The sequence below is a fragment of the Paenibacillus sp. GXUN7292 genome, assembly GCF_050864975.1.
Lineage (GTDB): Bacteria > Bacillota > Bacilli > Paenibacillales > Paenibacillaceae > Pristimantibacillus.
The window spans coordinates 64454-78966 of sequence record NZ_JBOZWO010000028.1 but is presented as its reverse complement, the minus strand read 5'-3'; the positions used below and the strand labels follow the sequence as shown (position 1 = coordinate 78966).

Genomic DNA, 14513 nt, shown 5'->3' with positions numbered 1-14513 from the left:
GATGGATGCAATTTGGCGAAAGCTATGGAAACGATGCAGCAATGCATTTCAGTATAGTATTTCCTTTCTTGGACCGCAGGTTGAAGCATGCTTTCAATGCGGACAGGCTGTTAAGCATGTAGCCGGGGCTGTTTCTGCGTCTGATGTATCCATAGGAAGCCAACATGGAGAACAAGCATATTACCCATTGGACAGTGAGTGGCTTCGCTCACGCCTTTGCGGTCCTTGTTTTCGCACGATACCTTGGATTAACGGCATCCGATGCCCTATATGCGGAAGAAACGAGCAATGTGACGATTGTTTGCGCAGAAAAAGCACCTATTTTATTTGCAATCGCAGCAGTGTCAAATACGATGACCAAATGCGGGATTGGCTTGCTGTTTATAAATATCGCGGCAATGAGGATAAAGCCATATTGCTTGCCCATATGCTTTTTCCTGTTTACGAAAAATTAACAAATGACATCGGTAAAGCTTTAATAGCTAGTCAACAGCACTTTGAAAAAAATAACAGGCATGATAAGCAGAAAAGAAAGCTGTCGCTTCTTGAGCAAGTACAGAAGTTAAACTTTATCAGACATAAATTCACGCATCTTTCACAGTCTATATGGGATGCAGTTACCTATGTGCCAATAAGCAGAGAACGTGAGCTGGAGCGGGGATTTAATCAAGCGGAGCAGCTTGCTCGGATGCTTGCGGATCAATATAACTTGCCGCTTGTCAATCTGCTGGGCAGAACGCGCCACTCTGACAAAATGAGTCTGCAATCCCGCCAAGCCAGAATAAGCAGTGCAGTCCATTTATTCGAAGCGCGAACAGCAGAATTGAATAGCTTTATAAAATATATAAAACATGAAAGAAAGCATAACGCAGCAGCGGTTATTCAAGCTAAAAAAACGAGTGTTCGCCTGCTTGTCATTGACGATATTTATACGACGGGCGCCACAGCCAATGCATGCGCTAAAGCACTGCAAACAGCTGAAATTGACGACCCTTCTGTTTTTATGGAAATATTTTTCTTGACATGGGCCAGGTCGTAGTAAAATTTTAATTTTTTTCTAATGAAAATGCAGCAAAATGCCGATAAAATATAGAGAAGATGGGGCTTAATTGAAGGAGGCTTATTACTATGAGCTTAGAAAATTGTCCACGCTGCGGAAAACTGTTCGCAAAAAACTTTCGTGATGTTTGTCCAGTGTGTATTAGAGAAATAGATAAGGAATATGAGCGTTGTGCGGAATATTTGCGTGAATTTAGAGGTGCGATGATTACGGAACTTTCCGATCAAACAGGCGTCTCTATTAGACAGATCACCAAGTTTATACGCGAAGGCCGGATATCGCTAATGGACGCGCCTAATATGACCTATCCTTGTGAATCGTGCGGAACGATGATTCGCGATAATAATCTTTGCGATCCATGCAGAAAAAGATTACTGAGGGATACTAGTGATATGCAGCATTTGGATGCCAAAAAGCAGGAGTATTTTAAAGAGCAGCATCAAAAGCAGGCCGGGTCATACCTTGGACTTGAACAGTATAAGAACAGACATTAACATGACAGGGTACTTTCTTACTAAACTGAGGGGGTACTCTTTTTTCATTTTTACTATGTTAATAATAGGCAGAAGATATCATACTACGTTTACCATTAATTTGTCATACTATGGAGAGGTAGATTCTTTTACACTGAAAAAAGTAAGCCGTAATAGGGTTATTGCCAGCATTTTATGAATTTGACTATAAAGTAATGATAAAAGCGAACCGATAATATTTGTAGACATAATCGGGTTACGAGGGAAGAGAACTTGGTTGTTAGATGAGGTGAAGAGATGAAAATTAACGATAGCAATCGTATAAATGGAGTTAGTAAGACATATCAGGTTCAAAATGAGTATCGTAAGGACGATAGTCGAAAAGCAAGGACAAAAGACGAAGTTCAAATTTCGCAGACGGCACAAAAGATGCTGAATAACAGTCGAGCGGAGCATCCAGAGCGCGCAGCTTATATAAATCAGCTTAAAGAGTCTGTTCAAACGGGAACCTATCATGTAGAAGCAGGAAAAATTGCAGAGAAGCTTCTTCCATATTTGAAATAGGCTTTGAAGGATGGAGGTATTCAAATGGAACAGACTACTTTTCAAAAGCTTGTTGATCAATTGATGCAATTATTATCTGCATACGAACAGTTGTTATCTATTGCGCAAGAGAAAAAAGTATCCATCATTCATAATAAAATTGAAGAAGTAAATATTGCAACAAAAAAGGAATCCAGGCTAGTACAACCTATTTCAGAGCTTGAATCGACTATACGCGGTTATATGACAGCTATTCAGCGAGAATTAGGCTTAAGGCCAAAATTAAAATTAACACTTTCTGATTTAATCAAAATATTCACAAAACCGGATGAGAAACTTGTTTTATTAGATGTAAAGAATAAGCTGGCAACCGTTACTGCTGAATTACAGCACGCAAATGAATTAAACCAGCAGCTCATTCAGCAATCGTTAGAATATGTAAATTTCTCATTAGACGTGCTATGTGGTCCTGAAGAGGAAGAAGTAACCTATCAACGGCCAACTTACCAACAGCAGCCCAAAAAACGTACGGGACTATACGATGCAAAATATTAAAAGGGCATAAGGAGGAGCAAAATGGTTTCAACATTTCATGGACTCGAAACGAGTAAGCGGGCAATTCTTACAAACTCTATTGCACTGCATACACTTGGACATAATATTTCTAATGCTTCCACATTGGGCTATAGCCGACAGCGTGTAAATCTATCAACTGCTATTCCAGTCTACGCGCCGGGATTTACAAGACCAAATACACCTGGCCAAATTGGAACTGGTGTACAATATACCAGCATCACCAGGTTAAGAGACAGCTATTTGGATCTACAGTTTAGACGCGAAAATCAAAACTTGGGCATAAATTCAATATATCAATCTACAATGCGTTCGATAGAGGCGATTGTGAACGAGCCTTCAACAAATGGAGTAAGCACTGTAATGAATAAGTTTTGGGATTCATTGGAAGTGTTAAATCGTGACCCCAACTTATTAAGTGCTCGAGTTGATTTTATCGGGAATGCTAAAAATTTAGCGGATACGTTTAATCATATTGGCACATCCTTCACTACTCTTGAGAATGACATCAACTCCAATATTAATATCAAGCTTAATGAAGCCAATAATATCATTTCTGACATTGCCCAAATGAATGAAATTATTAGAAAAGTTGAATCGCTTGGCGATCATGCCAATGATTATAAAGATCAAAGAGACCTGTTGATTGATAATTTATCCAGAATAGTAGACGTACAGTATGCCGAGGATGTTAACGGAATGGTGTCTCTATATGTAGGCGGTGCTCAAGTACTGAATGGCGCTGAGCCTACAGCGTTAACTGCAGCTGATGTAACTAATATTACAAGCGGTGAGATTGCGGGCTATAACAAATCGTTAGCGGAAATTAGCTTAGTTCGTAATCAAATGAACGCACTCGTGGATACACTTGTGAACGGTCAAATCGAAGTAACGATGCCTAATGGATATAAAACGAGTACGGATATGGTTGCTCTTAACGATGTAACAGGTGTTGATAGCAGCGGTAATCAGGTTTCTTATACAGCTGGAACGACAATTCCTGCTGATACAAAAATTACATCAAGTGTGACTTTCCAAGTAGCGGGTTTTAACGGACTACATAAGCTTGGTTACTCATTAAATGAACCTGCAGAGACAGGGATTAATTTCTTTACAACGAAAGATGGCAGCAGCCCATTTACAATCGATAATATTCAAGTGAATCTTGATATTCAGGCGGATACGAATAAAGTTGCTGCCTCCGGCCAGTTCGAGCGTGACAGCAACGGCGACATGATAGCATTAAAGGGGAACAGTGACATTGCATTAGCTTTAACATCTCTGCGCGATGTTAAATTTAATTTTCCAAGCGGTATGACAGCATTGTCCACGGGTACGACAGATGATTACTTTAGAGCATTTGTAAGTGACCTCGGAACTAGAGCGAGTGTTGCTAACAGTAAATATAAAACGAGCCTGGATATGGTTGACGGGGTAGAGATACGCAGACAGTCTACCAGCGGTGTTGCTATTGACGAAGAATTATCTGACTTGATTCGTTTCCAGCATGCATATACAGCGGCAGCACGTAATATGACGGTTGTTGATGAACTACTGGATAAAGTTATTAACAGTATGGGTCTTGTAGGTAGATAATGCGACTTTTTAGGGGTGACAGATAATGCGTATAACAGGCTCCATGCAAAATACTCAACTACTGCGTAACTTGCGCAATAACAATACCAATATTATGGATTGGCAAAACAAGCTATCGACCGGGCAAAAAATAGGCAAGCCAAGTGATGATCCTGTAGGCATTGGCTTCCAGATGCGTTACACAACTGAATTGAGCAGAAATGAGCAGTTTATGGAAAATGCTAATACAGGAGTTGGTTGGCTAAGCCAGACAGATTCCGTGCTGCAGCAAGCAAATTCAGTGCTTCAGCGTTTGAACGTGCTAGTCAATCAAGCTTCCAATGGTGCTGTGCCGGATGAGGTGCGTCAGCAAATAGCACTTGAAGTTACTCAACTTAAAGAACAAATGATTGCAATTGGCAATAGTACGTATGATGGAAGATATATATTTAATGGCCAAAAAACGGATATAAAACCATATTCGGCAAATGCTGCTTTCGAAACGACAGACCCTGGTGTCTACTATTTAAATGTAAGTTCAGCTGTCACTGTACCCGTTAGTATTACGGGAGAAGACATATTCGGTCAAGCAGGCCAACCTGGACCGCCGCCTGTACCTGGTAATAATGTGTTTCAAATGTTTGATAACATTCTTACTAATTTGAATAATAACGATACGGTTGCTCTTTCTGCTAACTTGAATGATATCGATGCTGCTATTGGTAAAAACTCTAAAAACCTGGCAGAGGTTGGGGCGCGTATGAATCGTTTTGAATTGATTAAAACTAGAATAGACGATGAAAAACTAAGTCTTACGACATTAAAGTCTCAAGTAGCAGATGTAGATATGGCAGATGCAATTATACGGCTGCAGCTTGAGCAGAACGTTTTGCAAGCATCACTTTCCACTGGAGCTAGAATACTTCAAATGTCACTGGCAGATTATTTACGTTAATAACTGAAGGGAGTAATCGTGTTGGATGAGAATATAAGCACAGTTCAAAAGATACAGAGTGAACTTTATGGAGAGATTACAATCGAGCCCCATCAAGTTTACCAGTTTCCGCAAGGGTTAGTAGGATTGTCTTATCTCAATCAGTTTGCATTACTGCCCTATGATGATACTGATTTATTTGTATTACAGTCTTTTCAAGATGAAGTAAGTCTTCTCCTGGTTCCTACCTCACTATGTGCGAATGGGGCAAGTTTTAAGATCGATGAAAGTACGGTAACACAGCTTGGCGTAACGGAAAATAGTGAGGTTATTACGTTTTTTGTATTACGATTTATTGAGGATAAGCCTTTCATTAATGTGAAAGCACCTATTCTCGTTGTTCCGAGTACACAGAAAGGATGCCAATATGTCATACAGGATGATGCGTTAAGTATACGCGAGCCCTTGGTATTCGTAGGTGAAGATACATGCTAGTGCTCAAAAGAAAAGTAGGCGAAGTCATTCGAATTGGCAATGACATAGAGGTACATGTCCTGGCTGTTGAAGGTGATGTCATTAAGTTAGGTTTTGAGGCGCCAAAGCATGTGCAAATATTACGTTCTGAAGTATTTGAAGCCATAAAGTCGGAAAATTTACAGTCATCAATCTCTAACAGCATGGATGCAAAAGAGATGATGAAGAAATTTAAAAAGGGAGCACAAGCTTAACAATCGAAGGAGGAATAATTGTGTTTGATTCAATCAATCGTATGGATGGAACCAGCAGCATTGATTGGGGACAATTACCAGACATCAAACGAACCGCTTCACAGGAACTAAAAGTAGCTGTCTCTGAAGCCCAAGATCAACAATCAGTATTGGATGAAAGAAAAGAAATGCTTAATAAGGAACTAGAGAAAATTAATAAGAATTTTCACGCTTTAAATCATTCATTACGGATGAAATTTAATGAAGAAGCAGAACAGTTCTATGTTGAGGTTGTGGATAATAAGACAAGAGAAGTTATCGATAGCATTCCTGCGAAGCATATGTTAGATCTCGCGGCCAAGCTTAAAGATATGATCGGATTTTTCATAGATAAAAAGTTGTGAAGTAAGTAATAAAAGTATTGGGAGGTATAAATTATGGGTATTAGTATTACGGGTCTTGCATCTGGTTTAGATACAGTACAAATGATTAGTGATTTGATGAAGCTTGAGAGTATTCCTTACAAAAATCTGGAGACAAAGAAATCTGGTCTGCAAAAGGAACAAACCATTTTTAGAAGCATAAATACCGCGTTTCGTTCTCTGGAAACTGCCATAAATAATTTGAAGTATGCAGGTGACTGGAATCAGCTAAAGGGCGTTTCTTCTAACACAAATGCACTTAAGGTTTCTACTGACTCGAAAGTTATGCAAGGTGAATACAATATTAATGTTCAGCAGTTGGCTACGAAAAATGTGGTTCAGATAGATGCAGATCATATTTTAGCTGAGTTAGATGCTAATAAAGAAGTTAAAATAGGCAATTATAAACTAACTGCCCCAACTGGAGCAACAGTAAAAGATCGACTTAATAACCTTGCAGCACAGATTAATGATAATAGTTCTGCGGAAACTGATAGCTCAGGTGCCAAAGCATCAGTAATACAAATATCTGATGATAAGTATAGTTTAGTTCTAAATTCAGTGAATACAGGCTCCGCTGCAGAGAACAAAGTGAATTTTACTGTAAATGGCGATGATCAAATTGTACCTGAAAATATTTATGTCAATAACACCCCGGGTAAAGATGCGAAACTAACGATCAACGGTGTAGAGGTAACACGCAGTTCAAACGAATTCGATAATCTTGTTGACGGAGCAACCTTTACCTTAACGGGAACGGGTCAATCAACGGTTTCGGTTGGTGTTGACGTCGATGGAATTGTTTCAAAAGTGAAAGAATTTGTCGCAGCATACAATAAAGTTAGCGAGCTCGTTAAAGATAACTTGAAAAGTCCGGAGGATCCGAAAAAAGAGTTCAATCCATTACAAAGCGATTCTTTGTTAAAGAACATAAGTAATCAATTGTATACAATTTTCAATACGGGTGTTGTGGTAGAGGGTGCCGGAAATTCAGCTTCAGGTAGTAAAATTCAATCATTTATGGAACAGATTGGTCTTAGCATAGATAAAGGAGTAACTAAGGCAGAAGGTATGACGGGAAAGATTACTTTCGACGAAGCTGCCTTTAAAAATGCTTTGGCTGAAGACCCGAAAAAAGTAATTAATATTTTTACTCAAAGCGCTGATAGTGCTAAAGATACTACTGATGGCATTATGACCAAATTCTCTGCTATTATTGGGAATTATACCTCGAGTGTTAATGGATTAGTCTCTAAAAAAATAACAGGTTATGATTCGGAATTAAAGATGATTGATGAACGTCTTTCCAATATGTCAAGAAGCTTAGAAATGACAGAGGCTCGTTTAAAGTTGCAATTTGGTAACATGGAAACAATGCTATCCTCACTTAAGAATGAACAAAAATGGTTGGCTTCTCAATTTGACGCGCTGCTAGGTACAAAATCAAATAAATAAGTAAGGTAAGGGGATGAAGAACGATGATCCCGAATTACAGCGGATATCAGGCATATCAGAAAAACAAATACGAGACAGCTTCTCCTCATCGTTTAATTGCAATGTTATATGATGGCACGCTTAGATTTATGAATCAAGCTATTCAAAAGATAGAACAAAGTGATATAGAAGGTTCGAATATAGCTATTAATCGAGCACAAGATATCGTATATGAACTTATCGCGTGTTTAAATTTCGATCAAGGTAAAGAAATTGCTAACAATTTGAACAATCTGTATCGGTATATTATAGATCTATTAATCAAAAGCAATATTGAGAAGAATACAGATGCACTTCGTGAAGCTATTTCGATTATAAGTGAAATTAAAGAAGCATGGAATCAGATTGGGAAGGAAGTGTCTGTGAGCAATGGCTAATCAGGACGTAGAGCTAATCTATGGCTATGAACAATGGATTGCTATCGTTCAAGATCAGCTTGCTTTAGCAGGGCAGGAGCGGATTGAAGAACACTTTGATCAGATTAATCAATTAGAGCTCGAAAAGGAAAAGATAAAACAGACTGTCATGGAACATAGTGAGCAACTCGACAAGCTCCTGCCTGACCATGTATCCAAGGTGTTAGAATATATCACAACGATTCAAGGATTGAATGATAGATTGCAACACCTTTTAGAAGGTTGGTATGGTCTCGCTTCCTCTAGTATGAAACAGGTCTCTGCTCAGCGTCGTATACTGAATTCATATGGTGGTGTGCAAAATAGTGATATCGTTTCATATTATATAGATTCTAAAAATTAATAGATAATTTTTAGGAAATACTATTAACTAATATGCAAGATTTGCCGATATATGTAGTGTGACCGCATGGATGTGGCACGAACAACTTATCATGGAGGATGATATCAATGTTTATTAACACTAACGTAGGTGCTATGAACGCACACCGTAACTTGTCTTCAAACAATACTGCAATGAACAAAACAATGGAAAAGCTTTCTTCTGGTTTCCGTATTAACCGTGCTGCAGATGATGCTGCAGGTCTTGCGATTTCTGAAAAAATGCGTTTCCAAATTAACGGTCTACAACAAGCACAACGTAACGCTCAAGATGGTATTTCTTTGATCCAAACTGCTGAAGGCGCACTTACTGAAGTTCACGCTATGCTACAACGCTTGAACGTACTTGCTAACCAAGCTTCAAACGGAACTTATGCATCTGCAGATCGTAATAAAGTTCAACTTGAAGTTACTGAGCTACTAAGCGAAATTAGTAACATTGCATCAACAACAAAATTCAACGGTATCTCTTTGTTGAACCAAAGCGCATCCATTTCTTTCCAAATTGGTGTTGGTAACGGTGATACAATCTCTGTTGACAGAGGCAAAATGGGTGCAACTGCACTTTCAGTTAATGCAATTTCTTTGAAAACTGCTTCAGGTGCTCAATCTGCTATTTCTAAAATCGAAAAAGCTATCGAAGCTGTTTCTGAGCAACGCGCAAAATTCGGTGCTGTTCAAAACCGTCTAGAGCATACAATTAACAATCTTGGTGTTAATGCTGAAAACTTGTCTGCAGCTCAATCTCGTATCCGTGATGCAGATATGGCTCAAGAAATGACTAACTTCACTAAGAACCAAATTCTTGTTCAAGCTGGTACTTCTATGCTTGCTCAAGCAAACTCTGTACCACAAAACGTATTGAAGCTTCTAGGTTAATCTATAAGCTATCATTACCAGAAAAAGGCTGCCTTTTGGCAGCCTTTTTTATTAATTTTATTCGAGTGTTTACCGATAAATACTATATGGAGAATAAAGATTAGGGAGCGAATATGGTAATGAATCATACAGAATGGAATGAGCTGGTACAGGAAGTTGAGTTGCATATTATAAAGCTCGAACAAGCAAGTCTTTCGGTAGGAGAGTTGTTCTATGATTCTATAGAGCCAAAAACGCTTGAAGTATTTTCTCAATATTTAAAAGGATTTTATGATATTTCTCATGCTATTGCTGTGACTGTAGAAAATGGTGAATCATTCATTCCCAGTTTGAAAGAAAAGACTGAACAACACGTTAATGAGTTATTTAATCAGTTTGAACAAATGAAATTATTATTAAATCAAGAACGCTTCGTATCGTTAGCAGATATTATGAAGTATGAGATTCCGAGTCATTTACAAAAGATTTTAGTTGTTTTAAAGGAGTAAAAATAAATGACAGAGATGTTTGAAACAAACATGACCTATCTTAAACATCATAAACCTTCTATTTACAAAGAAATTGAACAATATCTAGATGCTCAAGAATCGGATAGTTCATTTACTTTGATTACTGATAATGTGTTGAATATCCAATATCGTACTGCGGAGGATGAGTTTTTACTTTTTAGCAAATACGATCCAAACTATGAATGTGAGAGATGGCTGCAATCATATCAGATTAGTCAGAATAATGATTCTGATTTTGTGATATATGGGTTAGGATTAACCTACCATTTGAGTCCAATAATTGAACAATTTCCAGATGTCAAATTATTTATATATGAGCCTGAAGTAGGAATATTCATTGAAGCATTGAAAGTTATTGATGCAGAAAGCTTATTTACTCATAAGAATATTGTTCACATCTCAGTGGGAAAAAGTGAAGAGATTTTAAAAGAGTATACAAACTATCTTTATTATTATGCTAAATTTCCAATTCGTGTATTGGATGTTCCTATATATAGATCAATTGATGCAAAGTACTTTGTTACATTTTTGAAAGTACTCGAAAGAGTCAATGTGAACAAATTATTTAAAAACGGATTTCACCAACATTTTGGCAATCAAATGTTCATCAATAGTTTGAGAAATATCCCCAAAATGTGCAAAACACCTTCATTTGATATTTTTAAAAAAAAGTTTGAGGGTAGTACAGCAATTATTGTAGGTGCAGGACCTTCATTACAATATGATATTGAATATATAAAACAACATAGAGATGATTGTCTTATTATTGCGGCAGGATCGAGTGTGCAATCACTTGTACACTTGGGGGTTATTCCGCATTTAGTAGTATCCATGGATCCTGGTATTCATAATTCTTATGTATTTACCCGTAATAATTTTAATGATATTCCTCTATTGTATATGCCGCAAATTCATCATGAAATAGTAGAAATACATAGTCAAAATAATGTATTCGCATATTATCATAATGATGTAATTGTGAATATGTATGTAAATTTAAAATCTAAGGATTATGCTTTTGACTCTACGTTCTCTGTAACTGGAACAGCTATTCAAGCAGCTGTATACATAGGAGCAAAAAATATAGTGTTTACTGGCCAAGATTTGTCATACCCTGGAAAAGTGGTGTATTCACCAGGAGCAATTCATACTAATAGTAACATCAACACAAAGTCTGATGAAGATTTAACAGAAGAAGTTCCTAATGTATTAGGTGGTAAAAACCCTACTACCTTCAGTATGAAGAAAACACTAGAAAATATAGAACAAATCATCGCTTTATTTCCTAAGAATAAATTTATTAATACTTCTTCAAAAGGCGCAGTAATTAAAGGAACAGAATATATGGAGTTGTCTAATGTCTTTAAATATTATTCTGGCAGAAAGTACAACTTTGACCATATAAAGATGTTAATTTCCGAGGAACAGAAGGAGTTCCATCCTGACTTTCTGCATGTTCGTAATAAAACAATAGAGATTACAAATGCTCTAAGTGAATTTATAAACATTGCGGGAGCAGTTCTAAAAGATTTGAAAAAATTACTTCATTATAGTGATATTAACGAAATAAAAGCAGAACAAATGTTGAGAAAAATTGAAAATAAATGGGGACCTGTAGTTAATCACTATGTATTTAAAGAGGTAGTATCAGAATGGATGGTTTTAGAGTTAAATGAATATGATCAAAATATTCTAAATATATCCACCGAACTTGATGTAAGGAAAAAGGCAGTTTTACTTGATAAAACTTTGGGAAGTTTTAGTCAAAAGATGATTGAAATTGTGAAAGTAATGCAGGAAGAATTTAATATTATGATGCAAAATATATCAAGTGATATCAACATAGATTAAGGAGAAGTCGAATGGAGAATATTTCTCTGAAAAATAAAGTCGTATTAATAACTGGCGGAACTGGTTCTTTTGGAAAGCGCTTTGTTAGACAAATTTTAAAGTCTGATGTACAAAAAGTTATTATCTTTAGTCGTGATGAACTAAAACAATATGAAATGAAAATGGAATTTGCAAGCGAGAGCAGGTTACGATTTTTTATTGGCGATGTTAGGGATAAGGAAAGATTGTACCGAGCATTTGATGAGGTAGATATTGTTATACACGCAGCTGCTATGAAGCATGTTGATGCGTGTGAGTATAATCCTTTTGAAGCAGTAAAAACAAATATTAATGGTGCTCAAAATATTATTGAAGCAGCAATTGATCGGAAGGTAGAAAAAGTAATTGCTCTGTCAACTGACAAAGCCTGTGCACCTGTCAATTTATATGGGGCAACAAAATTAGCCTCGGATAAGTTGTTTGTAGCAGCGAATGCCTATGTAGGTGAAAAGATAACTCGATTTGCAGTAGTTCGATATGGAAACGTCGTTGGTAGTCGTGGTAGCGTTGTGCCATTCTTTACTAAGATGAAAGAAACGGGCACACTTCCTATTACTGATGAAAGAATGACTCGTTTTTGGATTACCCTTGATCAAGGTGTTCAATTTGTTCTTGATAGTTTAGAACGTATGCACGGCGGGGAAATTTTTGTACCGAAGATCCCTAGTATGCGAGTGGTGGATTTAGCTAAAGCAATCGCACCAGAATGTGATATTAAAATTATAGGAATTAGACCTGGCGAGAAATTACATGAAGCAATGATTATGGAAGATGACGCCCGTCATACTGTAGAATATGAGTCGTATTATGTTATTCAGCCTGAATTCCCTTTCTGGTCAAAGAAATTTGCTGAAGGCGGGAGAGCACTCCCTGAAGGATTTGCTTACACAAGTGATAATAATCAGGTGTGGTTAAATGTTAATGAGCTGATGGAGCTAACTGATGAGAAAACAGATTAATTAAGTTACTTGGGTACCTTAATCGGTTTTAAGAAGAGAAGATGAAAAGCTGCTTGTTATTCATTATGTTAATAATACGAAATAGCCCAATCTCTCGTACTTCGATAGAGATTGGGCTATTATTATTTTATGGGAGAGTAAGTCTGTAATTTGAGCTAGAATATATTATTTTGGTACATAAGCGTATAAATTTTCTCCAATTGTGCTCTACTATATAATTGGGATTGTCTTCAGTAATAATTTGCTCTAATAATTGATAAAATCTAGGTTATACATAATTGGATTATAAAGCTGAGTGCTCCCAAAATGTAATATCTCCACAGTTATATCAACTTTATTATTACCTAAATAATGCTTGGAAAACTCTTCTTCATAATAATCAATAGATTGAATATCATATAGATTACTATATCCACTTTGTTTTAATTTAGCTTGAACCGCTTCTTTGCAAACAATCAATGTGAGATAAATGTTAGTATTCTCTTTATCAAAACTTTCGTTTCCAAATTCAAATAATAGGTATTTCAACAATTGCTCCATATTTATTAGTTAATTAACAATTTTCAACCTCTTTATGTCCGGGACTTACCATTATAGAATCAACCTGTATATTTTTGCAGGTAAGTAAAAAGTTAATTAAAATTTTACTTGCATATCCAGCTCCATATACAACAATATTTTGATTCTCACCAAACTCAGTTGCTTGATAGACATATAAATATCTACTTTTGGGACATTGTTTGAATAATGGTATTCGCGATTTGTTTGCCCTTCAATCCATATTTTTTGAGTAAAAATTCATAATCCCCCATCTTACCAAATGTATCAGGTAAACCAATAAACAGTTGTTGTGGTGACTGTAAGAGTGTACTTTTATATTCCGCAACTGCACCGCCGAGTCCACCAATGACGCTATGCTCTTCGACAGTTACAATTAATTTGCTAGTTTGACAAGCTCGATCTATTGCTAAAGTATCTAAAGGTTTAATGGTGTGCATATTGACTACTGCAGCGCTTATGGAATGTTGCTCCAATATCCCAGCAGCGATTAATGATTCATAGACCATAGTGCCTGTTGCGAAAATAGTGATATCTGTTCCCTCTCTTAGAATATGAGCTTTACCAATTTCAAAATTATAGTCTTCTGAATACACAATATGGTTATTCATATCTCCTGTTAGACGGATGTAAACCGGACCTTGATAATCAGCTGCAGCGTAAAGACACTTTGCAATTTCAGCACCATCAGCAGGGGATAGAACAACCATTCCAGGAATGGAGCGCATTAAGGAAATATCTTCAATCCCATAATGGCTATTTCCCGAGAGTCCCATGACAAGACCGCTTCCAGACCCTACAATAGTAACGTTTAAATTCATGTAAGCTAGATTCAAACGGACTTGCTCGTAGCTTCTCATTGTAACGAATGTGGCATATGTTGTAACAAAAACATTATGGCCCTCTGCAGCCATCCCGGCTGCTACACCAATCATATTCTGCTCTGCAATTCCTACGTTTACAAATCTATCTGGGAAGCTGTCCATAAATCTTGATAGCCCAGTAAGGATACCTAAATCTGCAGTGATGAGCCTTATGTTCTCATCTGAACGCCCTAACTGGTGTATGATCATTCCAAAGGTTCCGCGTGACCCTAATTTAGACCATACCTTTGCATTAACAGGGTTAATCGTAAGCATA

Annotated in this window: 18 protein-coding genes; 16 read left to right on the top strand and 2 right to left on the bottom strand. The window is 37.0% G+C overall.

Annotated elements, in window-relative coordinates; translation table 11 throughout:
• Position 1 precedes the first annotated feature (1 nt).
• From ACRRU2_RS20285 to pseB, 16 genes are all read left to right on the top strand, one after another.
• The gene (locus ACRRU2_RS20285) at positions 2-1039 is read left to right on the top strand and encodes a ComF family protein (RefSeq protein WP_432504515.1); all 1038 of its coding nucleotides are present in this window, start codon (positions 2-4) and stop codon (positions 1037-1039) included.
• 89 nt (positions 1040-1128) lie between these two features.
• Positions 1129-1554 carry a TIGR03826 family flagellar region protein gene (locus ACRRU2_RS20280; RefSeq protein WP_432504513.1) on the top strand — a complete coding sequence of 142 codons (426 nt, stop codon included), beginning with the start codon at positions 1129-1131 and terminating at the stop codon, positions 1552-1554.
• A gap of 276 nt (positions 1555-1830) precedes the next feature.
• Positions 1831-2097: a flagellar biosynthesis anti-sigma factor FlgM gene (flgM, locus tag ACRRU2_RS20275; protein ID WP_432504511.1), complete on the top strand. Its 267-nt coding sequence runs from the start codon at positions 1831-1833 to the stop codon at positions 2095-2097.
• A 24-nt stretch (positions 2098-2121) separates the two neighbouring features.
• A complete protein-coding gene (locus ACRRU2_RS20270; protein ID WP_432504508.1) occupies positions 2122-2631 on the top strand; it encodes a flagellar protein FlgN in 510 nt (169 codons plus the stop codon).
• A gap of 21 nt (positions 2632-2652) precedes the next feature.
• On the top strand, positions 2653-4245 hold the full coding sequence (gene flgK, locus ACRRU2_RS20265) for a flagellar hook-associated protein FlgK (protein WP_432504506.1): 1593 nt from the start codon (positions 2653-2655) through the stop codon (positions 4243-4245).
• Between the two features lie 25 nt (positions 4246-4270).
• Positions 4271-5179, top strand: coding sequence for a flagellar hook-associated protein FlgL (gene flgL / locus ACRRU2_RS20260; RefSeq protein ID WP_432504503.1), 909 nt, complete (start codon positions 4271-4273; stop codon positions 5177-5179).
• Positions 5180-5197: 18 nt separating this feature from the next.
• Positions 5198-5653: a flagellar assembly protein FliW gene (fliW, locus tag ACRRU2_RS20255; protein WP_432504501.1), complete on the top strand. Its 456-nt coding sequence runs from the start codon at positions 5198-5200 to the stop codon at positions 5651-5653.
• Positions 5647-5886: a carbon storage regulator CsrA gene (gene csrA, locus ACRRU2_RS20250; protein ID WP_432504499.1), complete on the top strand. Its 240-nt coding sequence runs from the start codon at positions 5647-5649 to the stop codon at positions 5884-5886. Before fliW ends, csrA begins: the two co-directional genes overlap by 7 nt.
• A gap of 20 nt (positions 5887-5906) precedes the next feature.
• On the top strand, positions 5907-6269 hold the full coding sequence (locus ACRRU2_RS20245; RefSeq protein WP_432504496.1) for a flagellar protein FlaG: 363 nt from the start codon (positions 5907-5909) through the stop codon (positions 6267-6269).
• 33 nt (positions 6270-6302) lie between these two features.
• Positions 6303-7742 (top strand): flagellar filament capping protein FliD, encoded by a 1440-nt coding sequence (fliD, locus tag ACRRU2_RS20240; RefSeq protein ID WP_432504494.1) that lies wholly within the window; start codon positions 6303-6305, stop codon positions 7740-7742.
• A 23-nt stretch (positions 7743-7765) separates the two neighbouring features.
• On the top strand, positions 7766-8158 hold the full coding sequence (fliS, locus tag ACRRU2_RS20235; protein WP_432504492.1) for a flagellar export chaperone FliS: 393 nt from the start codon (positions 7766-7768) through the stop codon (positions 8156-8158).
• Entirely contained in the window at positions 8151-8540 is a 390-nt protein-coding gene (locus tag ACRRU2_RS20230; RefSeq protein ID WP_432504490.1) for a hypothetical protein, read from the top strand. Before fliS ends, ACRRU2_RS20230 begins: the two co-directional genes overlap by 8 nt.
• Before the next feature lie 107 nt (positions 8541-8647).
• Positions 8648-9457 (top strand): flagellin, encoded by an 810-nt coding sequence (locus ACRRU2_RS20225; RefSeq protein ID WP_432504488.1) that lies wholly within the window; start codon positions 8648-8650, stop codon positions 9455-9457.
• A 119-nt stretch (positions 9458-9576) separates the two neighbouring features.
• Positions 9577-9945, top strand: coding sequence for a hypothetical protein (locus ACRRU2_RS20220; protein ID WP_432504486.1), 369 nt, complete (start codon positions 9577-9579; stop codon positions 9943-9945).
• 6 nt (positions 9946-9951) lie between these two features.
• A complete protein-coding gene (locus ACRRU2_RS20215; RefSeq protein ID WP_432504484.1) occupies positions 9952-11817 on the top strand; it encodes a motility associated factor glycosyltransferase family protein in 1866 nt (621 codons plus the stop codon).
• Positions 11818-11828: 11 nt separating this feature from the next.
• Complete coding sequence (gene pseB, locus ACRRU2_RS20210; protein ID WP_432504482.1) at positions 11829-12815, top strand: UDP-N-acetylglucosamine 4,6-dehydratase (inverting); 987 nt, start codon at positions 11829-11831, stop codon at positions 12813-12815.
• 246 nt (positions 12816-13061) lie between these two features.
• On the opposite strand, the gene ACRRU2_RS20205 is transcribed toward pseB, so the two are convergent.
• Together ACRRU2_RS20205 and ACRRU2_RS20200 are read right to left on the bottom strand one after the other, a co-directional pair.
• A complete protein-coding gene (locus tag ACRRU2_RS20205) occupies positions 13062-13343 on the bottom strand; it encodes a hypothetical protein (protein WP_432504479.1) in 282 nt (93 codons plus the stop codon).
• A gap of 194 nt (positions 13344-13537) precedes the next feature.
• Complete coding sequence (locus ACRRU2_RS20200) at positions 13538-14512, bottom strand: transketolase family protein (protein ID WP_432504477.1); 975 nt, start codon at positions 14510-14512, stop codon at positions 13538-13540.
• Position 14513 lies beyond the last annotated feature (1 nt).

Coding starts and splice junctions, on each gene's coding strand:
- ACRRU2_RS20285 (WP_432504515.1), top strand. CDS start 2: ATGGATGCAATTTGGCGAAAGCTATGGAAACGATGCAGCAATGCATTT.
- ACRRU2_RS20280 (WP_432504513.1), top strand. CDS start 1,129: ATGAGCTTAGAAAATTGTCCACGCTGCGGAAAACTGTTCGCAAAAAAC.
- flgM (WP_432504511.1), top strand. CDS start 1,831: ATGAAAATTAACGATAGCAATCGTATAAATGGAGTTAGTAAGACATAT.
- ACRRU2_RS20270 (WP_432504508.1), top strand. CDS start 2,122: ATGGAACAGACTACTTTTCAAAAGCTTGTTGATCAATTGATGCAATTA.
- flgK (WP_432504506.1), top strand. CDS start 2,653: ATGGTTTCAACATTTCATGGACTCGAAACGAGTAAGCGGGCAATTCTT.
- flgL (WP_432504503.1), top strand. CDS start 4,271: ATGCGTATAACAGGCTCCATGCAAAATACTCAACTACTGCGTAACTTG.
- csrA (WP_432504499.1), top strand. CDS start 5,647: ATGCTAGTGCTCAAAAGAAAAGTAGGCGAAGTCATTCGAATTGGCAAT.
- fliD (WP_432504494.1), top strand. CDS start 6,303: ATGGGTATTAGTATTACGGGTCTTGCATCTGGTTTAGATACAGTACAA.
- fliS (WP_432504492.1), top strand. CDS start 7,766: ATGATCCCGAATTACAGCGGATATCAGGCATATCAGAAAAACAAATAC.
- ACRRU2_RS20230 (WP_432504490.1), top strand. CDS start 8,151: ATGGCTAATCAGGACGTAGAGCTAATCTATGGCTATGAACAATGGATT.
- ACRRU2_RS20225 (WP_432504488.1), top strand. CDS start 8,648: ATGTTTATTAACACTAACGTAGGTGCTATGAACGCACACCGTAACTTG.
- ACRRU2_RS20220 (WP_432504486.1), top strand. CDS start 9,577: ATGAATCATACAGAATGGAATGAGCTGGTACAGGAAGTTGAGTTGCAT.
- ACRRU2_RS20215 (WP_432504484.1), top strand. CDS start 9,952: ATGACAGAGATGTTTGAAACAAACATGACCTATCTTAAACATCATAAA.
- pseB (WP_432504482.1), top strand. CDS start 11,829: ATGGAGAATATTTCTCTGAAAAATAAAGTCGTATTAATAACTGGCGGA.
- ACRRU2_RS20200 (WP_432504477.1), bottom strand. CDS start 14,512: ATGCTTACGATTAACCCTGTTAATGCAAAGGTATGGTCTAAATTAGGG.